The 23925-nt window shown below is 39.9% G+C and carries 25 protein-coding genes; 24 read left to right on the top strand and 1 reads right to left on the bottom strand.

What is annotated here, in order from left to right:
• Nucleotides 1-60 precede the first annotated feature (60 nt).
• The 23 genes from rsmG (at nt 61) to pyrE (ending at nt 21480) form a co-directional block, all read left to right on the top strand.
• Entirely contained in the window at nt 61-786 is a 726-nt protein-coding gene (gene rsmG / locus LMB56_RS07500; protein ID WP_153703338.1) for a 16S rRNA (guanine(527)-N(7))-methyltransferase RsmG, read from the top strand.
• Nucleotides 787-803: 17 nt separating this feature from the next.
• A complete protein-coding gene (locus LMB56_RS07495; protein ID WP_229283963.1) occupies nt 804-1772 on the top strand; it encodes a ParB/RepB/Spo0J family partition protein in 969 nt (322 codons plus the stop codon).
• A gap of 12 nt (nt 1773-1784) precedes the next feature.
• Nucleotides 1785-2555: a ParA family protein gene (locus LMB56_RS07490; RefSeq protein ID WP_004562448.1), complete on the top strand. Its 771-nt coding sequence runs from the start codon at nt 1785-1787 to the stop codon at nt 2553-2555.
• Nucleotides 2542-3426: a ParB/RepB/Spo0J family partition protein gene (locus tag LMB56_RS07485; RefSeq protein ID WP_218046616.1), complete on the top strand. Its 885-nt coding sequence runs from the start codon at nt 2542-2544 to the stop codon at nt 3424-3426. Before LMB56_RS07490 ends, LMB56_RS07485 begins: the two co-directional genes overlap by 14 nt.
• A gap of 13 nt (nt 3427-3439) precedes the next feature.
• Nucleotides 3440-3637, top strand: coding sequence for a DUF951 domain-containing protein (locus LMB56_RS07480; protein WP_003665382.1), 198 nt, complete (start codon nt 3440-3442; stop codon nt 3635-3637).
• Nucleotides 3638-3720: 83 nt separating this feature from the next.
• Nucleotides 3721-4818: a redox-regulated ATPase YchF gene (gene ychF / locus LMB56_RS07475; RefSeq protein WP_003670336.1), complete on the top strand. Its 1098-nt coding sequence runs from the start codon at nt 3721-3723 to the stop codon at nt 4816-4818.
• A gap of 32 nt (nt 4819-4850) precedes the next feature.
• Nucleotides 4851-5621, top strand: a complete 771-nt coding sequence (locus LMB56_RS07470; RefSeq protein WP_229283964.1) for a DUF1129 domain-containing protein — start codon at nt 4851-4853, stop codon at nt 5619-5621.
• Between the two features lie 212 nt (nt 5622-5833).
• On the top strand, nt 5834-6508 hold the full coding sequence (gene deoC, locus LMB56_RS07465) for a deoxyribose-phosphate aldolase (protein ID WP_003665386.1): 675 nt from the start codon (nt 5834-5836) through the stop codon (nt 6506-6508).
• A gap of 52 nt (nt 6509-6560) precedes the next feature.
• Nucleotides 6561-7754: a phosphopentomutase gene (locus tag LMB56_RS07460; protein ID WP_153703336.1), complete on the top strand. Its 1194-nt coding sequence runs from the start codon at nt 6561-6563 to the stop codon at nt 7752-7754.
• Nucleotides 7755-7782: 28 nt separating this feature from the next.
• Nucleotides 7783-9081 carry a pyrimidine-nucleoside phosphorylase gene (locus tag LMB56_RS07455; protein ID WP_153703335.1) on the top strand — a complete coding sequence of 433 codons (1299 nt, stop codon included), beginning with the start codon at nt 7783-7785 and terminating at the stop codon, nt 9079-9081.
• 20 nt (nt 9082-9101) lie between these two features.
• Nucleotides 9102-9812 carry a purine-nucleoside phosphorylase gene (gene deoD / locus LMB56_RS07450; RefSeq protein ID WP_003665392.1) on the top strand — a complete coding sequence of 237 codons (711 nt, stop codon included), beginning with the start codon at nt 9102-9104 and terminating at the stop codon, nt 9810-9812.
• A 233-nt stretch (nt 9813-10045) separates the two neighbouring features.
• Nucleotides 10046-10984, top strand: a complete 939-nt coding sequence (locus LMB56_RS07445; protein ID WP_122480853.1) for a sugar-binding transcriptional regulator — start codon at nt 10046-10048, stop codon at nt 10982-10984.
• Between the two features lie 78 nt (nt 10985-11062).
• The gene (gene guaB, locus LMB56_RS07440; protein WP_003665395.1) at nt 11063-12205 is read left to right on the top strand and encodes an IMP dehydrogenase; all 1143 of its coding nucleotides are present in this window, start codon (nt 11063-11065) and stop codon (nt 12203-12205) included.
• Nucleotides 12206-12382: 177 nt separating this feature from the next.
• Nucleotides 12383-13072, top strand: coding sequence for a response regulator transcription factor (locus LMB56_RS07435; protein WP_003665397.1), 690 nt, complete (start codon nt 12383-12385; stop codon nt 13070-13072).
• A gap of 31 nt (nt 13073-13103) precedes the next feature.
• Nucleotides 13104-14249 carry a sensor histidine kinase gene (locus LMB56_RS07430; RefSeq protein WP_003670350.1) on the top strand — a complete coding sequence of 382 codons (1146 nt, stop codon included), beginning with the start codon at nt 13104-13106 and terminating at the stop codon, nt 14247-14249.
• 135 nt (nt 14250-14384) lie between these two features.
• Complete coding sequence (locus LMB56_RS07425) at nt 14385-15293, top strand: AzlC family ABC transporter permease (protein ID WP_013923921.1); 909 nt, start codon at nt 14385-14387, stop codon at nt 15291-15293.
• Between the two features lie 2 nt (nt 15294-15295).
• Nucleotides 15296-15640: an AzlD domain-containing protein gene (locus tag LMB56_RS07420; protein WP_042746019.1), complete on the top strand. Its 345-nt coding sequence runs from the start codon at nt 15296-15298 to the stop codon at nt 15638-15640.
• An 86-nt stretch (nt 15641-15726) separates the two neighbouring features.
• A complete protein-coding gene (locus tag LMB56_RS07415) occupies nt 15727-16608 on the top strand; it encodes a LysR substrate-binding domain-containing protein (RefSeq protein WP_229273329.1) in 882 nt (293 codons plus the stop codon).
• Between the two features lie 344 nt (nt 16609-16952).
• Entirely contained in the window at nt 16953-17882 is a 930-nt protein-coding gene (locus LMB56_RS07410; protein ID WP_122480848.1) for an aspartate carbamoyltransferase catalytic subunit, read from the top strand.
• 13 nt (nt 17883-17895) lie between these two features.
• Nucleotides 17896-19188: a dihydroorotase gene (locus tag LMB56_RS07405; protein ID WP_153703332.1), complete on the top strand. Its 1293-nt coding sequence runs from the start codon at nt 17896-17898 to the stop codon at nt 19186-19188.
• Nucleotides 19188-20114: a dihydroorotate dehydrogenase gene (locus LMB56_RS07400; RefSeq protein ID WP_218046827.1), complete on the top strand. Its 927-nt coding sequence runs from the start codon at nt 19188-19190 to the stop codon at nt 20112-20114. Before LMB56_RS07405 ends, LMB56_RS07400 begins: the two co-directional genes overlap by 1 nt.
• Complete coding sequence (gene pyrF / locus LMB56_RS07395) at nt 20096-20842, top strand: orotidine-5'-phosphate decarboxylase (protein ID WP_019253190.1); 747 nt, start codon at nt 20096-20098, stop codon at nt 20840-20842. The genes LMB56_RS07400 and pyrF overlap by 19 nt, the downstream gene beginning before the upstream one ends.
• On the top strand, nt 20839-21480 hold the full coding sequence (gene pyrE, locus LMB56_RS07390; protein WP_229283965.1) for an orotate phosphoribosyltransferase: 642 nt from the start codon (nt 20839-20841) through the stop codon (nt 21478-21480). Before pyrF ends, pyrE begins: the two co-directional genes overlap by 4 nt.
• A 70-nt stretch (nt 21481-21550) precedes the next feature.
• Here the strand turns inward: pyrE and LMB56_RS07385 are convergent, their stop codons facing one another.
• On the bottom strand, nt 21551-22192 hold the full coding sequence (locus tag LMB56_RS07385; protein ID WP_229269907.1) for an HAD hydrolase-like protein: 642 nt from the start codon (nt 22190-22192) through the stop codon (nt 21551-21553).
• A 364-nt stretch (nt 22193-22556) separates the two neighbouring features.
• Between LMB56_RS07385 and LMB56_RS07380 the strand changes: the two genes are divergently transcribed.
• Nucleotides 22557-23786, top strand: a complete 1230-nt coding sequence (locus LMB56_RS07380) for an IS110 family RNA-guided transposase (RefSeq protein WP_229282092.1) — start codon at nt 22557-22559, stop codon at nt 23784-23786.
• Nucleotides 23787-23925: the final 139 nt, after the last annotated feature.

The following is a 23925-nucleotide window of genomic DNA, read 5'->3' as shown; positions in this document are numbered from 1 at the left end:
TTACGGTACAGTAGTAGAGAACGTGAAACAAAAAATGTTTCACGAAAGGAGACCTAATAAATGAATCCTGAACAATTTCAACAAGCATTAGCTGATCATGGTATCACCTTATCAGCAGAACAAATGCAACAATTTGCTGACTATTACCAATTATTAGTTGAAACTAATGAACATGTAAATTTGACACGGATTACTGAAAAGAATGAAGTGTATTTAAAACATTTTTATGACTCAATTACAGGAGCGTTTGCTGAACCACGCTTAGAGAGCGAAGAACTGACATTATGTGATATCGGTGCGGGGGCCGGCTTTCCTTCCTTACCGTTGAAGATCGCTTTTCCACAGTTAAAGGTAACGATTGTCGATTCGTTAAATAAGCGGATTGCTTTTCTTGAAGACTTAGTTGCCAAGCTCGGTTTAACCGACGTTACGTTGATTCATGATCGAGCCGAGACTTTTAGTGCCAAGAACAGCCCATATCGTGAGAAATTTGATATCGTTACCGCCCGCGCAGTTGCCCGCCTATCAGTTTTAAGCGAATTATGCTTGCCAGCTGCTAAAGTTGGTGGCGAATTTATTGCTTATAAGGCAAGTGCGGCTCCTGAAGAACTTCAACAGGGCGGGACAGCAATTAAACAGCTTGGTGGAAAAGTTCAAAAAACGGTGACATTGACTTTACCAGGAACTGATGAAGAACGTAATATTATTGTGATTGATAAGATAAAGGCGACCCCTAAGAAATACCCACGTCGTCCAGGCTTACCAAGCAAAAAACCAATTCAATAAGATAAGGAGTTGAAAGTATGGCTTTTTCATTATTTGGTATTGGAAAAAATAATTCCGATAATACAAAAAATAAGGTCGTAGAAGTAAAAATTGATCAAATTATTCCTAATCGTTACCAGCCACGGAAGGTATTTGATCAAGACGGTATCCGTGAATTAGCACAAACAATTGACGAACACGGGTTGTTACAACCAATTGTTTTACGTGAATACGAACCAGCAAAATATGAAATTATTGCTGGGGAACGCCGATACCGGGCTATGAAGCTCTTGAAGTGGGAAAAAGCGCCAGCGATCATTGAAAAGATGAGTGATCAAGAGACGGCTTCGCTTGCCCTCATTGAAAATCTGCAACGGTCGCAATTGAGTTCGGTCGAAGAAGCGCAGGCCTACCGACAATTAATGGATCTGAACCATCTTACCCAATCGCAATTAGCAAAGGGAATGGGTAAGAGTCAGTCCTTTGTTGCTAACAAATTACGGTTGCTGCGTCTGATCACCCCAGTCCAAACAGCTATTTTAGATCACCGGATTACGGAACGTCATGGTCGAGCATTGCTAGATTTAGATGAAAAACAACAACGTGATATGTTAATGCGGATTGTTAATGAACGGTTAACAGTTCGGCAGACGGAAGATGAAGTTGCTCGCTTATTAGGGCGTCCGTTACCTTCAGAAATTGCAGAATTAAAAGCGGCCGCTAAGCGCAAAGAATTAGCTTCTATTGAGGACCATGCTGAAGAAACAGCAGACGTTGAGGAAGTACCAGTAGAAAAAACAACGGGGAAAAAACAAGCTCCTAAACGAAAGACAGCTAAGAAGGCCCGAAGCAAAAAAACTCAGCAGGCTAATGATGCACGGTTAGCTTTAAATACGATTAAAAAATCAATTAAGCTAGCGACAAATGAAGGTTTTGAGATTAAATTACATGAGGAAGAAAACGGCGATACTTATCAATTAACAATTGAGATTCCGAAGAAACAGTAGGGAGGCCAAAAAATGGGTTCTGTAATTGCCCTTGCAAATCAAAAAGGCGGTGTTGGTAAGACAACAACGAGTGTTAATTTGGGTGCATGCTTAGCTGAGACTGGTCAGCGCGTCTTATTAATTGATCTTGATCCTCAAGGGAATGCAACTAGTGGTTTAGGCGTTGAAAAACAGAATATTAAGCAAAGTATTTATGACGTTTTAATTAATGAAGTGCCATTAGAGGATGTCATTCAAAAGACAAGTCACGTAGGAGTTGATATTGCTCCCACAACAATTGCTTTATCCGGTGCCGAAGTAGAATTAACTAATTTAATGGCCCGGGAAACACGGCTTAAGGATTCTTTTGGGGAAATTCGTCAAAAATATGATTTTATTTTAATCGATTGCCCACCATCCCTGGGGCTCCTGACGATTAATGCATTTACTGCTTGTGACTCAATTCTGATTCCTGTCCAAAGTGAATATTATGCTTTGGAAGGATTAAGCCAGCTTTTAAATACCATCAAGCTTGTTCGTAAACACTTCAATCCGCAACTTAAGATTGAAGGGGTCCTTTTGACAATGTTTGACCGGCGCACAAATCTTGGACAACAGGTAAATTCTGAGGTCAAAAAGTTTTTTGGTGACCAGGTTTATGATACGATTATCCCTCGTAATGTCCGTTTATCAGAGGCACCAAGTCACGGCTTAGCAATTATTGATTATGATAAAAATTCAACGGGGGCACACGTCTACCAACAATTAGCAAAGGAAGTGTTGGCTAACCATGGCAAAGAATAAAAAAGGTGGGCTTGGTCGAGGTATTGAGGCCCTCTTTGCGGAAAATGAAGTAACTGAACTTGCGGATGAAACGGTTCAAGATATCAAGTTATCGTTAATTCATCCTAATCCCTATCAACCACGGCGAACGTTTGATAAAGACGCATTGGCTGAATTAGCTTCATCGATTGAAAAATCAGGAGTGTTTCAACCAATTATTCTGCGACAAACGGATCCCCAACTTAATCGTTATGAGTTGATTGCGGGAGAACGACGGTTTAGGGCTTCTAAGATCGCTAAACAAAAGACTATCCCAGCAATTGTGCGTAAGATGAGCGATGACCAGATGATGGAAATCGCGGTTCTCGAAAATCTTCAACGTGAAGACCTTACACCACTTGAAGAAGCGCAAGCCTACCAGATGTTAATGGATAAATTATCATTGACGCAGGCACAGGTAGCAAGCAGACTAGGAAAGAGTCGGCCTTATATTGCCAATTACTTGCGATTACTAGGGTTACCAAAAGTGATCAAAGAGTTTCTTAATACTGGCAAACTATCGATGGGTCAAGCACGGACGATCCTTGGCTTAAAAGATAAGACAAAACTTGTTCCGCTTGCCCAACGAGCTGTTGAACAAAATCTTACAGTGCGACAATTAGAAGAGATTGTAACGCAGACTAATGGAACGGCCAAAAAGAAAGAAGAACGGCGGACACAACGAAAACCAATCTATATTCGAGAAGCTGAATCACAGTTGCAGAGTAAATTTGGTACAAAAGTTGCTGTCGCGCAAAGTCGGAAAAAAGGCGCAGGAAAGATCGAAATACCTTATACGTCAAATGAAGACTTTACTCGAATTCTTGAATTATTAAATATAACCTTAGATTAAGGAGGAATAACTCATGGCAGCATATGATAAAGGTGACATTGTAATGATGAAAAAGGCTCACCCGTGTGGAACTAACCGCTGGAAGATTACACGAGTGGGTGCAGATATTAAAATTGAATGCCAAGGCTGTGGTCATATTGTCATGATGACCCGTCAAAAATTTGATAAGGGATTAAAAAAGGTTATCGAAAAAGCGGATCAAGATGATTAATATTTTTAATGATTGATGATCACAAATAACTAATTGTAGATTAAAATAATAAATGATTAATTGAAAAGGAAAGTGAACAATTTATGTCATTAACTGCAGGAATCGTTGGCTTGCCAAACGTTGGTAAGTCAACACTTTTTAACGCAATTACTAAAGCTGGTGCCGAAATGGCTAACTACCCATTTGCAACAATCGATCCCAATGTGGGAATGGTTGAAGTTCCAGATAGTCGACTTGACCGGATCCAGGAATTAATTCCAGCGAAGAAGATCGTCCCAACTACCTTTGAATTTACCGATATTGCCGGAATTGTTAAGGGTGCTAGTAAAGGTGAAGGACTGGGAAATAAGTTCTTGGAAAATATTCGTCAAACTGATGCAATTGTTCATGTTGTGCGGGCATTTGATGATAATGATATTACTAGTGTTTCTGGTAAAGTGGATCCAATTGAAGACATCGATACTATCAACTTGGAATTAGTAATGGCTGACTTAGATGCTGTTAATAAGCGCTTGGCAAAAGTACAGCGGGCTGCTAAGGGTCGTGATAAGGATGCTTTAGCGGAATTAGAAGTACTCAATAAGATTAAGCCGGTTCTTGAAGATGGCAAGGGTGTTCGCTCAATTGACTTTAGCGATGATGAACAAAAGATTGTCAAAGGGCTTTTCTTGTTAACAAGTAAGCCAGTCTTATACGTTGCTAACATTGCCGAAGAAGATATGGCAGATCCAGATAGCAACAAATACATGGATGCAATTAAAGAACACGTAAAAGATGACGGAGAAGTTATTGGTGTTGCAGCAGCTGCTGAAGAACAAATTGCCGAAATGGATGAAGCAGATAAGGCTGATTTCCTCGAAATGGAAGGTGTTACAGAACCAGGATTGAACCGGTTGATTCGGGCAGCGTACAAGCTCTTAGGCCTGGAAACTTTCTTTACTGCTGGTGGTCCTGAAACGCGGGCTTGGACTTACAAGAAAGGCACAAAGGCTCCCCAAGCAGCGGGAATTATTCACTCTGATTTTGAACGTGGGTTTATCCGGGCCGAAGTAATGAGCTTTGAAGATCTTGATGAATTAGGTTCTGAATCAGCGGTAAAGGAAGCGGGAAAGCTCCGTCTTGAAGGAAAAGATTACGTAATGCAAGATGGAGATATTGTTGAATTCCGGTTCAACGTTTAAACCTCTGAGGATAAGAGAGGAGTAGTTTTATAGTGAGTGAAGAACAACCACGGAATGCACAAGCCGGCCAACGTCAAAAACGATTAGAAAAGGAACGTCGGCAAGCAAATGGGAATGCTTTTAGCAACTATGATCTAACACGAAAAAATGAAGATTTTATGTATCAATTAAATAAACAGTTGGATCGTCTCGGTGTTCCTTCTGATAAGAAAGACCCAATGCTAAAGGAAACCATCGATAAATTGCTGGCAGGACAAAAGAAGGGACAAACCGCACGGGCATTATTCGGTACGCCAACCGAATATGCTAAAGAATTGAAGAACCCTAAGCCAACTCCTGCTGAAACAAGTAAGCAATCAATTAAGCTATTGGCAATTGATAATATGCTGATTTTCTTGAGTATCTTTACTTTTATGTTTGGCTTAATGTTCTGGTTATCACCAGCTGCAATGCAAACAAAGAATGCTGGAAGCAGTGGTATTACTGCAATCTTAATCGTGGCGATCACTGGAGGATTGATTTTTGGTTATGTGGCTACCCAAGTTCAACCGCAAATTGATAAGAACGGTAAGCGGGTAAGTAAGAAGCCATTATGGCAACGAATCCTTTTGATAGTTGCTGGATTAGCAGCTTGGCTGATTATTTACATGCTTGTAAGTATGTTGCCAAATGTAATCAACCCACGGCTTAATCCATGGGTCTACATTGGCATTGGAGTTATTACTTTCATTGGGGATATGTACTTCCGGTCTAAATTCCATGTTACAGGTTCCCTTTATGGTAATCGTGCGCCGCGGCGTTAACCAGCAAATAGTCTTAACAACGGAACTGTTTGTCAGGCTATCTTTGTAAAATAAATGAGGGTGAGAAAGGCGAAGGTTTTTCTCGCTCTTTTATTTTGCTCTTTTTTTGAAATAAATTTCTTTGAATCTATGGACAAATGTTCAATAGATTGTTAAGATATATACGTAAACTTATGAAAACGCATTCAAAGTTGAGAGGAGATTATATTATTATGAAGTTAACGCAAGCGCAATTAGCAAAATACATGGATCACACAATGCTTAAACCAGAAGCTACCCCTGAAATGATTGATAAGACAGTTGAAGAAGCTCGTAAATACAATACAGCTTCAGTTTGTATCAATCCTTACTGGGTTAAGCGAGTTCATGAAGGATTAGAAGGTACTGACATTAACACTTGTACAGTTATCGGCTTCCCTCTCGGTGCAACTTCAACAGAAAGCAAAGTTTTTGAAACTAAGCAGGCAATTGAAGATGGCGCCGATGAAATTGATATGGTTATCAATATCGGTGAATTAAAAGCAGGAAATGATGATGCAGTTGTTGCTGATATCAAAGCGGTTGCTGATGCTACTCACGAAAAGGGTAAACTTCTTAAAGTTATTATTGAGAATGCTCTTCTTACTGACGAAGAAAAAGCACGTGCAAGTAAGCTTACTGTAAAAGGTGATGCTGACTTTGTTAAGACTTCAACTGGTTTTTCAACTTCAGGAGCTAAGGTAGACGACGTTAAGATTATGCGTGAAGCAGTTGGACCAGACTTTAAGATTAAGGCAGCTGGTGGAATTCACAGCCTTCAAGAAGCTTACGATATGATTGAAGCTGGTGCTAACCGTTTAGGTGTTTCCGCTTCTGTTCAAATCTTAGAAGAAGCCGCAAAACAATAAGAATAAAGTTTAATTACTAATCTTAATTTACAGAAATAGGAGGAGTCAGAAAATGTCATATAAACGTGTTTTTGTTATTGTAATGGACTCAGTTGGTACAGGTGCCGCTCATGACGCCGCAAAATTTGATGATGTTGGATCAGATACGCTTGGCCACGTTGGTGAGTATTACAAAGGTGCCTTGAAGCTACCAAACCTTGGTAAATTAGGGATTAGTAATTTGCGTGATACTCCGATTGAAGGGGTTCCAGTTGCTGATCCAGCTATTGGTGATTACGGTAAGATGGAAGAAGTTTCTGCCGGAAAAGATAGCATGGACGGTCACTGGGAAATGATGGGCTTGCCAGTAATGAAGCCATTATCAACGTTCCCAAATGGTTTTCCACAAGAAATCGTTGATAAGCTTGAAAAATTCTCAGGACGAAAAGTTATTGTTAATAAGCCATACTCAGGAACAGAAGTAATTCATGATTATGGTGAACGCCAAATGGAGACCGGAGAATTAATTCTCTACACGTCTGGTGATTCAGTAATGCAGATTGCTGCTCATGAAGATGTTATTCCAGTTGAGGAACTCTACAAGATTTGTGAATATGCCCGGACACTTGTTAATGGTCCAGAATATACTGTTGGTCGGATTATTGCCCGTCCATATGTTGGCCCAGATAAAGATCACTTTACCCGGACAGCTAATCGACATGACTTTAGTTTGAAGCCAATTGGTGAGACTGATATGGATCGCCTCCGTGCAGCTGGTTACGATGTAATTGGTGTTGGTAAGATTAATGATATCTTCTCTGGTGAAGGGATCGATAAAGGATACCATAACGAAAGTAACATGGACGGAATGGATCATGTTGATGAAGTAATGAAGCAAGACTTTACCGGTTTCTGCTTTACAAACTTGGTTGATTTTGATGCAATGTATGGTCACCGTCGTAATCCAAAGGGCTTTGGTCAAGCATTAATGGACTTTGATAAGCGTCTAGGCAAAGTTCTTGATGAAATGAAGCCAGATGATCTTTTGATGGTAACTGCTGATCACGGTAATGACCCTGGCTTTAAGGGAACTGATCATACTCGTGAAAATGTTCCATTGTTGGTTTACTCTCCTTCAATGAATAAACCAAATCAATCCCTTGGGCTGCGGAAGACATTCTCAGACCTTGGTGCAACTATCTTAGAGAACTTTAACGTTGAGCCAGTAAAAGGTACCAGTTTCTACAAGGAAATTAGTAACGATTAAGATTAATTAAGGAAAGGGGCGAAACACGATGCGAATGGTTGATATCATTGACACCAAAAGAAATGGCGGAGTCCTAAGCGATGAGCAATTACAATTCTTTGTTGATGGCGTCGTTAATGGAACGATTCCTGACTATCAAATCAGTGCTCTTCTTATGGCAATTTACTTCCAGGATATGACCAAAGAAGAACAGACGAGCCTAACAATGAAGATGATGGAGTCTGGTGAACGATTAGACTTGAGCCGAATCCCTGGAATTAAGGTTGATAAACATTCAACGGGTGGTGTTGGTGATAAAGTGAGTTTGCCACTTGCAGCAATGGTCGCCGCTACAGGAATTCCGGTTCCAATGATTTCAGGTCGTGGCCTTGGTCATACAGGAGGCACGCTTGACAAGTTGGAAGCGATTCCGGGATTTCGGGTAGAACTTTCCGAAAATGAATTTATTAATCAAGTTGCTAAAGAAAAATTAGCAATTGTAGGTGCGACTGGTGAGGTTGCGCCAGCAGATAAGAAGATTTATGGATTACGGGATGTTACTGACACTGTTGACTCAATTCCGTTAATTGCTAGTTCAATTATGAGTAAGAAGATTGCTTCTGGAACAGATGCGCTTGTAATTGATGTTAAAACTGGTACTGGTGCCTTTATGAAGACGCTTGATCAATCAAGACTACTGGCTAAAGCCTTGGTTGAGATTGGTAAACAAGCAGGCCTAAAGTGCATGGCAGTAATCTCAGATATGAATCAGCCGCTTGGAAATAAAATTGGTAATGCCCTTGAAATTGAGGAATCAATTGATGTCTTAAAAGGAAAGGGCCCAAAAGATCTTACCGAATTAGTCCTGACGCTTGGTAGTTATATGGTTGTAATGGGTGAAAAAGCACAAAATACTACTGAAGCACGAAAGATGTTAGAGCAAACTATTCAGGATGGATCAGCCCTTGAACGGTTTGCGGCAATGATAGAAGCACAAGGTGGAGATCCTGCTGTTGTTGATAACTACCAATTAATGCCGCAAGCTAAATACAAGATTCCTTTCAAAGCTGATCGGGATGGCGTATTGACAAAACTTTCAGCAGATGAGGTTGGAACTGCTAGCATGTTATTAGGTGGAGGCCGTCAAAAGGCAGATGACACCCTTGACTATAGTGTAGGGATCGAATTGCACCATAAACTGGGTGACCATGTTAAAGATGGCGAACCAATTTTAACAATCTATAGTAACCGCCAAGAAATTCCAGACGTAGAACAGTTATTAAGAGAAAGCATTAAAATTAGCGATGATGGTAAAGTACCAACGTTAATTCATGAAATTATTGAATAAAGAGACAGGAGGATATTTCAATGAGTACACATATTAATGCAAAAATGGGTGACTACGCAGACACTGTATTACTTCCGGGGGATCCGCTGCGTGCAAAATATATTGCAGAAAACTTCTTGGAAAATGTTAAACAAGTAAATTCAGTCCGGAATGCCTTTGGTTATACTGGTGAATATAAGGGTCACCGTATTTCAGTACAAGGATCTGGGATGGGAATTCCTTCGATGTCAATTTATATTAATGAATTGGTACGCGAATTTGGTGTTAAAACCATTATCCGGGTTGGTTCTTGTGGCGGAATTGCTCCAGATGTTCATGTTCGCGATGTTCTTCTTGCCCAAGGTTCTTCAACCGATTCAGCAGTAACGGTAAATACATTTGGACCAGGATTCCATTACGCACCATTAGCTGATTTCAAGTTGTTAGATACTGCCTATCATGTAGCTGGTAAATTAGGTATTGAAACAAAAGTTGGAGATATCTTTGCTGCCGATCGTTTTTACAATGATGAGCTTGATATGGAAAAGCTTCGTGACTATGGAATTTTAGGAACAGAAATGGAATCTGCCGGACTTTACTTGTTAGCGGCTAAGCTTCATTTCCGGGCACTTTCAGTTTTGACTGTTAGCGACTTAATCTTTGGTGACGAAAAAGCAACCGCTGAAGAACGTGAGCGAACATTTAACGACATGATTAATATTTCGCTTGAAACGGCAATTGCTGGAAAGTAACTTCTTGCATAAGCTAGAGAGTGCATTTTATAATAAAATGCTGTTTAGATAATGGGAGCTGTGACATAAGTTAGGTTACTTCCACAAAATACGAACAGCGCAGTACAACAATGGCCTTCAGCGTCCGGCAAAGTCGAACGCTGAAGGCCTATTGTTGCTTGCGGGGGCTCGAAAACGAAGTCACGAGTGACTTCTGTCTCGCTCCCTTAATATGGAGAAAGGAGGAAAGTTAGATGGATGATAAAAATAAGATTGAATTAGCGCTAAAAGTAGCAACCTTATATTATCGTGATGGATGGAACCAAAGCGATATTGCAACTGAACTAAATATTTCCCGGGCAACAGTGTCACGATTATTACAATTTGGTCGGGATCGAGGATTAGTAACCATTAAAATTCATAATCCAGTTGCTCCGCTTCACCAGTTGGAAGTGGACTTGCTCGCTAAATATCCATCATTGCATAAAATTATTATTGTTCCAGGCACGGATGATCCACTTGAAGAAGTTGGTGCAGCGGGTGCTAAATATATCGAACAAGTCGTAGAAGATAAAGATATTATTGGATTAGGCTGGGGGAAAACCGTCTATCAAGTAGGGTTGCATTTGAAACCTAAAGACGTTACTGATATTACTGTTGTTCAAATGAAAGGCAGTATGGCAAATACTAATACGCGAAATTATGCGTTTGAAACGGTTAATATCTTTGCGAATGCTTTTAATACCGTTCCCCAGTATTTGCCGTTACCTGTTATCTTTGATCATGCAAAGACACGTGAATTAGTCGCTAACGATACCCATATCAAACATATTATGAAGTTAGGGGAGCAATCTAATATTGCTGTTTTCACAGTGGGAACAGTACGTGACTCAGCATTGTTATTTAAATTAGGTTATTTCACCAAGCAGGAGCAATTAACGTTACAACATGAGGCAGTAGGAGATGTTTTCTCTCGTTTCATTGATAGCAAGGGTCAGATAGTGAATGAAGATATTAACCAACGAACGATTGGGATTGCGCTCCCAGAGTTGCGAAAGAAAAAACACAGTATTTTAGTGGCGGCCAATGTTGCTAAGGTACCAGCAGTGCATGGTGTTTTAACTGCTGGTTATGCAAATACATTGGTTATTGATCAGGAGAGTGCGAATAGCCTAGTTAATTTTTTAAATTAATTTAAATATTTAGATTGACCTCAGTGCGAAATCCTAGTAGAGTATACCTAATTAAAAATCAAAGGAGTTGCACTACAGATGTCAAATTGGGACACGAAATTTGCCAAGAAGGGCTTAACCTTCGATGATGTATTACTTATTCCAGCCGAAAGTCATGTATTACCAAATGAAGTTGACTTGAGTACACAGTTAGCTGATAATTTGAAGCTTCATATTCCGTTGATTAGTGCCGGAATGGATACTGTTACTGAAGGACCAATGGCGATTGCAATGGCCTTACAAGGTGGTTTAGGGGTTGTTCACAAAAACATGTCAATCCAAGCCCAAGCAGGAGAAGTAGCTAATGTAAAGAGCGTAGTCGTACCTGCAGGCGCAACTAAGGCTGCTGTTGATGATAATAATCGATTATTAGTTGCCGCAGCAGTTGGGGTTACTAGTGATACTTTTGAACGTGCTGAGGCTCTTTTGAAGGCAGGCGCAGATGCAATCGTTATCGATACAGCTCATGGACATTCAGCAGGTGTTCTTCGTAAGATCGCGGAAATTCGCGAACACTTCCCAGACGCAACCTTAATCGCTGGTAATGTTGCTACTGGTGAAGCTACTCGCGCTTTGTTTGATGCTGGTGTTGACGTTGTAAAGGTTGGTATCGGTCCTGGTTCAATTTGTACTACTCGGGTGGTCGCTGGAGTTGGTGTTCCACAAATTACTGCTATTTATGACGCTGCTAGTGTTGCTCGTGAATATAACAAGCCAATTATCGCCGATGGAGGTATTAAGTACTCTGGTGACGTTGTAAAAGCTCTTGCTGCTGGTGGTAATGCAGTAATGCTCGGTAGTATGCTTTCTGGTACGACGGAAGCACCTGGCGAAGTTTTTGAAGACAATGGCAAGAAGTACAAGGCTTATCGTGGAATGGGTTCGGTTGGCGCAATGGCTCAAGCACATGGTTCTTCCGACCGTTACTTCCAAGGTGGGGTAAATGAAGCCAACAAGCTTGTTCCAGAAGGTATTGAAGCTCGGGTAGAATACAAGGGCGATGTTTCTGATATTATTTTCCAAATTGATGGTGGTCTTCGCTCAGGAATGGGTTATGTTGGTGCTGGTGATATTCCAACACTAATCGAAAAAGCTCAATTTGTCCAAATTACTAATGCAGGACTTATTGAGTCACACCCTCATGATGTCCAAATTACTCGTAGTGCACCTAACTATAAATAATTAAAATAAGAAACTGCTATGGCTTTATTCGTGAAGAGATAGTCACAGCAGTTTTTATTTCCCGAGAAATAATGGAGGGTAAACTTTTTGTTAAGGCTATCTTAGAATGATCGCTTTTTTCGCATAGTTAGTTATAATATTCAATAGGATATTATGCTGTAAAAAGGAGTACCTCTTATGAAAATTCTAGTTGTTGATGATGATAAAGAAATTGTTCAATTACTTGAAATTTACATCCGAAATGAAGGATATGAGCCAATTTCTGCTTACGACGGAAAAGAAGCATTAACAAAGCTAAATACTAATCCTGATATCGGTCTGATTATTCTTGACTTAATGATGCCAGAAATCGATGGAATGGATGTAATTAAGCGGGTGCGGAAAGATTCTGATATTCCAATTTTAGTGCTTTCAGCTAAGACGGCAGATATGGATAAGATACAAGGTCTAATCACTGGGGCGGACGATTATGTTACTAAGCCATTTAATCCGCTCGAAGTAATGGCACGAGTTAAGTCATTACTTCGTCGGAGCCAAGGAGAAGTGACAAATGATCAACCGGATATTCTTAATGTTGGGCCATTATTAATCAATAAAGATTCCCACGAGGTTAAGACGATTAAAGGGGATGTAATTCAGTTAACAGCCCTTGAATTCGGTATCTTATACTTACTTGCCAGTCACCCTAACCGTGTTTTCTCAGCAGATGATATTTTTGAACGGGTATGGCAACAAGAAAGTGTCGTATCAGCTAAAACAGTCATGGTTCACGTGAGTCATTTACGGGATAAAATTGAAGAAGCAACTAACGGTGAAAAGGTTATTCAAACTGTGTGGGGTGTTGGTTATAAGGTGGAAGACCACTAAAGCCTAGCCTTAATGATGTGGAGGAAAAATTGTGAAGTTAACGGGGCGTGAAAAGAGTTCGCTTATTTTAGAAGGGGTAGTAACGGTTATTCTATTGTTATTGCTGAATATGGCGATTATCGTAATTATTCAAGATGCCATTCAGTCAAATCCGGGAGTAACCAATGGAATCTTTATGATTAAGCAATCATTGAAGATTGGCCCTCTTCAAGCACAAATATGGAGCTATCAGCGGATCTTAATTGCCTTTTTAGTAATTATTGATGTGTGGGTGGTATGGTGGCGATTGCGTCGCCGGTACCACCTTTATCAAATGGATCATATTATCGCGGAATTACACTATATTGCGCAAGGACATTTGGATCATCGGATTCCGTTTCGGCTAAAAGGAAATCAACAGCATGTTATTACTAGTGTAAATGCATTAGTTGATAGCGCGGTGCGTTCAATGGACGATGAACGGAAGATTGAGAAGTCAAAAGATGAGCTGATTACTAATGTGAGCCATGATTTACGGACGCCATTGACTAGTATTATTGGCTACTTGGGATTGATTGAAGATAAGCAATATCGTAGTGAGGAAGATATTCTAAAATACACCCATACTGCTTATGAGAAGGCTAAACAAATGAAGACCTTGGTCGACGATTTGTTTGAATATACAAAAGTTCAGCAACATGGGGCACCAGTAAATATTATGAAAATCGATCTTAACCAGTTAATTGAACAGTTAACGGCAAGTTTTGAATTAGAAGCCCAGCACCGCGGAATCGAAATTACTTCCTCAGTTATTCCTAATCCTTTAATGATTGAGGCGGATCCGGAGAAGCTTGGTCGAGTTTTTAATAATTTAGTTTCAAATGCCTTTAAATATGGCAATGGTGCAAGTTACATTCGGATCGATGCCCGGCAAGAAAATGATATGGTGGTCGTCAAAGTTGCTAATGATGGTACACCAATTCCTGAAAAAGCACTTGACCACCTATTTGAGCGTTTCTACCGCGCAGAAGCTTCCCGTTCACGAGCTACTGGTGGAACGGGATTAGGTTTGGCGATTGTCAAAAGCATTGTTGATCTTCATCATGGGAGCGTCAAGGTTACTTCAAATGAAGACGAAACAGCATTTATTGTCACATTACCTTTAAAACAAGAAGTTAAAGAAACCAACCAAAAATGAGAAAAAAGTCTAAAATCATTTGATTTTAGACTTTTTTCTTTTTCAATTATATTCAACTAATTTTATATGTGGTAGACTAAAAGAGCATTGTGTCACTTGATATTATAAAAGATACAAATTATTGGAGGAAATTCTGTGGCTAAAGCACAAATAAATCCAGAAAGGACACGCTGGCTTGAGGTGCTTGGTGTCTCAATGCCATTGTGTCTTAGTTATATTCCGATTGGATTGGCCTGTGGAATCTTACTACACGCAGCAGGTTTAAACTTTATAATGATTTTATTGGTGTCGGTATTAGTGTTCTCTGGTGGGGCACAATTTATTCTGGCATCGTTATTAGCAAGTAACGCTCCATTGGGGACTATCTTTATCTCACTTTTCTTCTTGGAGTTACGATATGCATTGTTAGGATCGAGTTTATCTAAATATATTAAGGATAAATCAGCACGTTTCATCCTCATCTTTTCTGCATCAATGAACGATGAAAACTATGCTGTTAACTATATGAAGTTTGCAACTGATAAGAAATGGGACCCCGATGACGCGTTGTTAGTGGAGTATTATTCACTTGCAGCATGGTCGATTTCAAACATGGTTGGTGGTTTGATTGGTGGTGCAATTTCGATTGACCTTGAAGTGGTTGATTTTGCATTAACTGCCTTATTCTTATATATGATCGTAATGCAGGTTCAAAACCACTTGACCCTAGTTATTGGCATTTTGGCAGCTGTTCTTGGTGTATACTTCCAGGCATTAACTAAAAGTACACTTGGGATTATTATTGCAACCTTAATTGCTTCCTTTGTTGGATTCTTGATTGAAAATACAGTTCGTCACCATAGTAAGCATCCAAATTCGAACTGGTTCTTGACAAAAATGTTTAGGCCGAAGATCACAAAGACTACGATCGAGGATAAACAAGCGCAACAAAAAGAAGTTAAGGAAGTTGAAAAACTGGAAACTAAGATTGAAGATGTTGTTGAACACCATGATGAGAAACATGAAGAGAAAAAACATGATGATCAACATCCTGATGAGGGCTAGACATGGAACAACTATTAAGTAATAAAATCGTTTACCATATTATAGTGATTATCTTGGCAGCTTTAGCGGCATTTATTCCCCGTTATCTACCAGTATTATTCTTCTCAACGCGAAAAATCCCAGAATGGTTTAATGAATGGATGAAATATGTCCCAGTTAGTTTATTTGCGACTCTGGTTGTAAAAGGGATCTTCTTAACTGGCTCTTATCATTTTACTTTATTCGGTTATCCAGAACGAATTATTGCAGCAGTGATCGTGATTGTGATTGCATACTTTACACGGTCAATGTCGATTTCAGTAATTGCTGGATTAGTTGCTGTTTGGCTTCTGAGTTTAGCGTTATAAGAGTAGTTTTGTTATAATTAAATTAAGCTTTAAACAGTGGATTGGTTTCTAACTTGCGAAGGAGCCAATCCCTTTTATTTTAGGAAGTGAGTACGTTGGATTTTAAGCAAACAATTGCATTTGTTAATCTTGCCAATACTTTGGATTATCAATATGCGGCAAAAAAATCAGGGATAACGGTTGATGAATTGGTTCGTACAATTAAAGCACTTGAAGAAGAGCTCAACATCAAGCTTATTAGACCTGAAGGCGGCGTAGTTGAATTAACTGAAATCGGGGCAAAACTTTTACCGTTGATCACTGAGATTGCTCAAAAACACGCTAAATTATTATCGGTGGTTGCGGATTATCGAAAAAAGGAAGCAGAAGAAGCGATCAAAGTTGCTGTCGTCCCAGGCTTTGCTAATTATCAAGCAGCTCCAGTTGTTAAAAAATTAGCCCAGCAGCATAAAATGAATATTGTTGAAGATATTGATCCAATGGCACAGCTACAACAAGGGGAAAGTGAGCTGGCATTTATTAGTTATGCTGGCAAACTTCCTAATGATTTTGAGGTGCTTTCAGTGGGAACTGATGATTTAGTAGCTTATATTCCAGCGCGGAATCCACTTTCTAAACAAAAGGAATTAACGCTTACGGATCTAAAAGCAGAAAAGTTCTTAACACTAAACCATCAAAATCCGTTTGCAGTCTTTGTTCAACAAGCTTGTGCTGCGGCTGGATTTGAGCCATATTCTGTTTTTGAAGGAGAAAAAGGGAAAACATTAGTAAATATGGTTGCTTTGGGGATGGGGATAACCTTGTTGATGGAACAATCAATAAGTGAAAACTTAGATAGTAAAGTGGTTAAGGTGCCGATTGTTCCCAAAGTTACTCAAAACCTTGCATTTGTTCGTCGTAAAAATGTAGAACACACGGCAGGGCAAGAAGAGTTATGGCAAGCTCTAAAAGAATCCTTTGAAAAATAGAAAAAAGATTTGACATTTTCACGAACTACGCTTATTATCATAAATAACAAAAATACCTTTAACTTAGTCCCGTGAGGCTAGGAAGGATTTAATTGAGCGTTTAAGTACACCTTCTTAGCTATTGCTGAGAAGGTTTTTCTTTTAAGCAGTAGCACCAAGAATACGCCAGTAAAATCAATAGGTATTTTGAAACGACCGACCATTTAATTGTTTCCAGAGAGAGCAGAACGGTATGTTGTTTTTAGCCTACTTATATCCTAAAAGCAAACAGTGATGACTCTCGAAATTTAAATGGGAAGTTATCACTGTTTTGTTGTAATTAGACTGGAAAAGGAGCGCTATTGATGATTAGTACAGAAAGAATTCAACCAAATTTAGTAACAGTTGCCGACATGGACGCAGCAGATGCAATTGATTTAATTCATGAAGCCCAAGCATATAAAGCTGGAAAGCAAGCGGTTCTCACTGCACCGGCATACGCGGTTAACCTCTTCTTTGAAAACTCAACCCGAACAAAGACCAGTTTCCAAATGGCACAAATGAAGTTGGGGATGAATGTACTAGAATTCGAAGCGGGCACGAGTTCAGTGAAAAAAGGGGAAAGCCTCTATGACACTGTTAAGACAATGGAATCAATTGGTGTAAATGTTGCGGTAATCCGTCATCCTGAAAATGAATATTACAACCAATTGCTTAACCATTCAGACCTTAAGATTGGAATTGTAAATGGTGGTGATGGTAGCGGCCAACATCCATCACAATGTTTACTTGATATGATGACAATTAATGAAGAATTTGGCGATTTCAAGGGCTTAAAAGTACTAATTATTGGTGATCTTAGTCACTCTCGAGTAGCGCACTCAAATGCAATGATGCTTAATCGCCTAGGAGCAGAGGTTTATTTTGCTGGCCCAGAAAAATGGTATGATCCTACGCTGGAACAATATGGAACTTTTGGTGACTTTGACGAATTGCTTCCTCAAATGGATGTAGTTAATTTACTACGAGTTCAGAATGAACGGCTAACGACTGCTGACGGTCAAGCTTTTGACGCTAATCAATATCACCAAGCTTATGGTTTAACTTTAGAGCGAGCCGCAAAGATGAAGCAGGGGGCAATCATTATGCATCCGGCACCTGTTAACCGGGGTGTTGAAATCGATAGCTCCCTTGTAGAAGCGCCTAATTCCCGCATTTTCCAACAAATGACAAACGGCGTATATACCCGGATGGCAATTCTTAGTCGAGTTCTTCGTTACCAAGGATTGATGTAAAAAGGTGATTACGATGAGTAAGGCAGTTTTACTAACGAATGGCCGACGAATTTATAATGATGAATTGGTTAAGACTGAAGTTTTGATTGTAGATGGCAAGATTAAGGCAATTGGCGAGCATATCCAGGCACCAAGTGATGCAGAAAAAGTCGACCTGGATAATGGCTTGATTACACCAGGACTAATTGATATTCATGTCCATCTTCGCGAACCAGGCTATACCAATAAAGAAACGATTGCTACAGGAAGCAAAGCCGCTGCACATGGTGGCTTTACGACAATTGCCGCAATGGCTAACCTTAATCCGACATGTGATACACCAGAAAAATTTAAAGAACAGGTTGATCGGAACGAGAAAGCTGGACTGGTAAAAATCCTCCAATACTCACCAGTTACAGTTGGTCGGGCTGGAAAACAAGCAGTTAATGTTGCTGAGCAGTATACTGCAGGTGCCCGTCTTTTTAGCGATGATGGTGCGGGAATTCAAGATGCTGGAGTTGTATACCAAGCAATGCAACAACTAGCGAAAGTTAACGCTCCGTTATGTGATCATGCGCAAGATAATCAACTTGCACAAAATGGGGTAATTAATGATGGGGCAACTATTGCTAAAAAACTAGCACTACCAGGAATGCCGGCGATTAGTGAAACAGCGCAAATTGCTCGGAATTTGGTGATTGCGCAGGCAACTGGGGTTCATTATCATGTTTGCCATGTTTCAACTAAAGAAAGTATTGACCTGATTCGTCATGCCAAACAACAAGGAATTAACGTTACATGTGAAGTTACTCCTCATCATTTACTTTTAGCTGATGCTGATATTAAAGAGGATGATGCTGAATTTAAGATGAATCCACCTCTTCGGCAGCGTCTTGACCAACAGGCTTGTTTAATTGGGCTGTTAGATGGCACGATTGATTGTATTGCTACCGACCATGCGCCACATACCGATGCGGAGAAGCAACAAGGATTTCTTAAATCACCAAATGGTATTGTTGGCTCAGAAACAGCTTTTGCCTTACTCTATACCCACTTTGTTAAAACAGGTATCTTTACGCTTGCCCAATTGATTGACTGGATGGCCGTTAAGCCGCAAGCGATTTTTAACCTTGATAACGCTGGATTATTAAAGGTAGGGGACCCAGCAGATATTGCTGTATTTGATATCGATCATCAAGATGTAATTCAACCAGACCAGTTTTTCTCTAAGGGTCACAATACTCCATTTGTTGGTGAACAAGTATACGGAATGACTAAGCGAACTTATGTCGATGGAAAACTCGTATATCTGGAGGGAGAAGGATAATGCAAGAAATACAACGATTAGCAGTTGAATTGCCGGGATTATCATTAAAAAATCCGATTATTGCGGCAAGTGGGACCTGTGGATATGGGCAAGAAGCAGCTAAAAAGTATAATCTTAATCATTTAGGCTCCCTTGTGTTAAAGTCCACTACCCTCCATCCCCGTCAAGGTAATCCGCGTCCGCGAGTTTGTGAAACCAGTGCCGGTTGGCTTAATGCTAATGGTCTTCAGAATGTGGGCATTACCGCAGCAACTAATGAAAAAATTCCGTGGTTACGAAAAAATTATCCGCAACTACCGATTATTGCGAGTGCTGCTGGTTTTTCTGAAGACGAATACGTTAAAGTCGTTAGTGAATTTGCTAATACGGCTGGGGTGAAAGCAATTGAATTAAACGTATCATGTCCGAATGTAAAGCACGGCGGGATGGCAATGGGAACTGATCCAGAAGTACTTCAACGACTAGTAAAACAAGTAGTTAAAGCTGCCCTAGGAATTCCCATCTATGTAAAGCTAACACCAAATGTAACTAATATTGTTCCCCTCGCGCAAGCAGCTGAGCAAGGGGGCGCTAATGGCCTGACGATGATTAATACGTTAACGGGGTTAAGCATCGACTTAAAAACCCGGCGCCCGGCTTTAGCTAATGTAACGGGCGGTTTATCAGGTCCCGCAATTAAACCTTTAGCATTAAGAATGATTCACCAGGTCCGCCAAGTTTCTTCTTTACCGATCATCGGCGTGGGTGGAATTGAATCAGCTGAAGATGTCCTTGAATTTATGATGGCGGGTGCTAATGCTGTTCAAATCGGGGCAGCTAGTTTTCATGATCCATTGGCTTGTCCGAAAATTGCAGCTGATTTACCAATCGTAATGGATAGATACGGGATTAAGAAACTTACGGATTTATGGGAGGTAAGATTTTGAAACGCTTCGTACCAATGGTGGCGATCGATGTTGCAACTAAGCAGGAAGCAATTGACCTATTTGACAAATTAATGGTAAAACCGCAGCCGATCGTAAAAATTGGAATGGAATTATATTATGGCCTGGGACAAGTAATTGTTAAAGAGGCAAAAAAGCGAGGATTTAAGGTATTCCTTGATTTGAAATTATACGATATTCCAAATACTGTTCATCGCGCAATGGCAGCTATTGGCCGATTGGGAATTGATTTTACGACAATTCACGCAGCGGGGGGCAGTGAAATGCTGATTGCCGGATTAGCCGGTCTAGAAGAAGGAGCTAAGGAAGCAGGCGTTGAACCAGCAAAGTTATTAGCAATTACCCAACTTACTTCGATTGATGAAAAAATTCTTCATGAACAACAGCATGTTGATTTGTCGTTGATTGAGTCAGTCCAAAGCTACGCGCGCTTAGCAGAAAAAGTAGGATTGGCTGGCGTAGTATGCTCAGCCCATGAAATCAAGGCGATTCGTGAAGTGACGGGGGATGATTTCCTATGTGTAACGCCAGGAATCCGCCCGACTCATGCAATAAAAGATGATCAAAAACGAGTGGTTACCCCTGCCCAAGCAAGAATAGATGGAAGCAATGCGATTGTGGTTGGACGGCCAATCACCCAGAGCTTTGACCCGGTTGCTGCTTATCAAGAAGTTCAAAAAGCATTCTTAAATGAGGAGGAAGAAAAATGACATACTCACAACGCGTTGCAAAGGCATTATTAGATATTCATGCTGTTACCCTTAACCCAGACCAACCATTTACCTGGGCAAGTGGTCTAAAATCCCCAATCTATACCGATAATCGATTGACGATTTCTTATCCAGAAGTTCGGCAAGCAATTTTTAATGGGATGGTTGAACAAATTAAACTCCATTTTAGCGAGGCCGATGTTATTGCCGGAACAGCAACTGCTGGAATTCCTCATGCGGCATGGGTTGCTCAGAATATGGAATTACCGATGATTTATGTTCGGACTAAACCGAAAGATCATGGTCAAGGCAAGCAAATTGAAGGGTTTCTTAAAGAAGGACAAAAAGTCGTCGTGATTGATGACCTTATTTCAACTGGTGGTAGTGTACTAAATGCTGTACGGGCGGTTAACAATGCTGGCGGAAAAGTAATTGGCGTTGTTTCTGTCTTTACTTATGATTTGCCTGCCGCCGAGCAAAACTTTATGGCAAATGGACTAAAATACTATTCAGTAACGGATTATATGACTTTGATTAAGGTCGCCAAGGAAAATAACCAAATTAGTGCAGACCACCTCAAATCTCTGCAAGAATGGCGAAAAGACCCGTTAAGCTGGAGTAAAGAGCAAGCATCATAATAATTAATTATCAAAAAAGCCTAAGATTGATTCAGAAAAAAGTTAATCTGAATTAATCTTAGGCTTTATCTTATTGTTTATCTTCCCAAATCTTTTGGAGCATTGGGTAGCGTAAGTCACCAACTTGTACTACCTGATAATCTGCATTTGCTAATGTTGTAGCATCACCAACGCCAATTGCAATTGCATTTATATGATGAATATTTTCAATATCATGAGCTGTCGTTCCAACTCCAATGCAATTAGATCCGATAAGATTTAATTGATTAACAGCAGTTAGATATGGGTTTTCTTTATCATTAGTCTTAACGATACTATCGACATAGTTATCAAGACCAATTTGTTTGAGGACACTTTTCACATCCCCATTAGCATCTAACACGGCAATTTTAACGTAATGATCATAGAGATTTAGTAAAAGACGCTTAATTCCTGGAAGTTGATCTTTTTCACTTAGGCTATCCGCTTCTTCGTTAAGAAATTTTTGCCATTCTGCAATCATTGAAGCCTTTTCGCTAGGGGCAGGATTAGCATTAAAATGTGCTAAGACTAGGGAGAGCCCTTGCGAAGGAGTAAGGTTATCGAATTGGGAAGCTAATTTTCCGGGTAATCCCATCCCGAATTCATACATTGCAAAACGTTGCCATGCAGTAAAGGATAACTTATTTGTATTAACAAAGATATTATTAAACGAAAAAATCGCACCGTCCATGATTAAACATCCCTCGTATTCTATAAATATATCCTTACGGATTTTGCTACATTACAACTTGTTTTCTGGTCACCGCATGATAACCTCTAATTATCATTGGCTTTGGTCAACTGGTATAGGTTAATACCTCCTGTAGTTTTTAACTACTTATGAAGTCTGCCGCCCAGCCAATCTACTGATTTTCGAACTCACATGCTGTATCGATTAGATAGTTTACTAATTCAGAGTAGGATTAGGTGCAGCTTTAACTCTCTAACCAATGAATACTGATACTTGCGAGGATGTTTTTAGTGATTGTAATTAGGGGCTATCATGCAGTGATCAGATTAAGACCAGTAAATTTTAATGAAAGGAGGCCATTCCAATGAAACTTTTTGTCGGTATTGACGTTAGCTCAAAAGATTTAGTAACTTCAATGATTTCTGAAGAAACAACTGAAGTTGTTTTCCATGGTAACTTTGTTAATGATTTGAAAGGCGCAACAGAATTAAAAAACATGATTATCGATACGGCGAATTCAAATCATCTCGACCAAGTTGTGATTGGCATGGAAGCCACTTCCATTTACAGCTTTCACCCAGCAATGTTTTTCCAAGAAGACTCGGACCTTAAAAAGTTCAATACACAATCCGTGGTTATCGATCCTAAGAAAACTAAGCGCTATCATGATGTCTTCGCTGAAGATAAAAATGATCAAATCGACGCTTTTTACATTGCTGACTTCCTACGTGTTGGACGCTATTCAGTAGGGATTGTTCGTCAAGAGAACTACATTGCCCTGCAACGCTTAACGCGTTCCCGATATGAGCTTGTTCAAAGCTTAGCTCGGGCTAAGCAACACTTTATTGAGAACCTATACTACAAGCTCAATAAATTAGTAATTTCTGATGAACTGAATACTTCTATCTTTGGTTCAACGATGATGAGTCTGCTAACTGAAGATATGACTACTGATGACTTACTTAATCTTTCGATTACTGATTTAGCCGATTATCTGAATGAACACGGCCGGGGTCGCTTCGCGAACCCTGAAGCCTTGGCGAAAATAATTCAAAAGGCAGTTCGTGCTTCTTATCGTTTAGACAAAGTAATTGCTAATTCAGTTGATACAGTTCTCTCCGTTTATGCCGAGGAAATTAAAGCTTTTCAGAAGATGATTAAAGACCTCGACAAAGCAATTGAGAAAGTAGTTCAAGTAACTGATGAAGAACAGATTTTGCGCTCCATTCCCGGAATTGGACCAGTATACGCTGCTGGTATTTTAGCTGAAATTGGTCAAATCGAACGATTTGATAATGAAGCTAAATTGGCTAAATATGCTGGGCTTTCCTGGCGAGAAAAGCAGTCCGGAGCTTACGCTAGTGATAATACTCCGCTCAAGAGAACTGGTAATGCTTATCTTAGATACTATTTGGTTGAAGCTGCCAACAGAGTTAGAATCCAAGATCCAGTTTTTGGTGAATATTATCGGCGTAAATATCAAGAAGTAAAGCATACCCCATCAAAACGCGCTCTCGTCCTTACCGCACGTAAACTTATTAGGGTGATTTTCTTCCTACTCAAAAATCATCAAATCTATCAGGAAAAGAGGTAATTGGTATAGGAAGATAAACTGATTCTCGACGCTTAGCTTTTAAAACACCTTGGGATCAAGGCTTATTTAAGTGCGTCAAAAATCTGGTCAAAACAAGTTTGTCAGTGATAATTTTATCTTGACTTATTACCACATGACT

The organism is Limosilactobacillus reuteri, assembly GCF_020785355.1.
Classification (GTDB): Bacteria; Bacillota; Bacilli; order Lactobacillales; family Lactobacillaceae; genus Limosilactobacillus; species Limosilactobacillus reuteri_I.
This window is presented reverse-complemented; position numbering and strand designations above follow the sequence as displayed.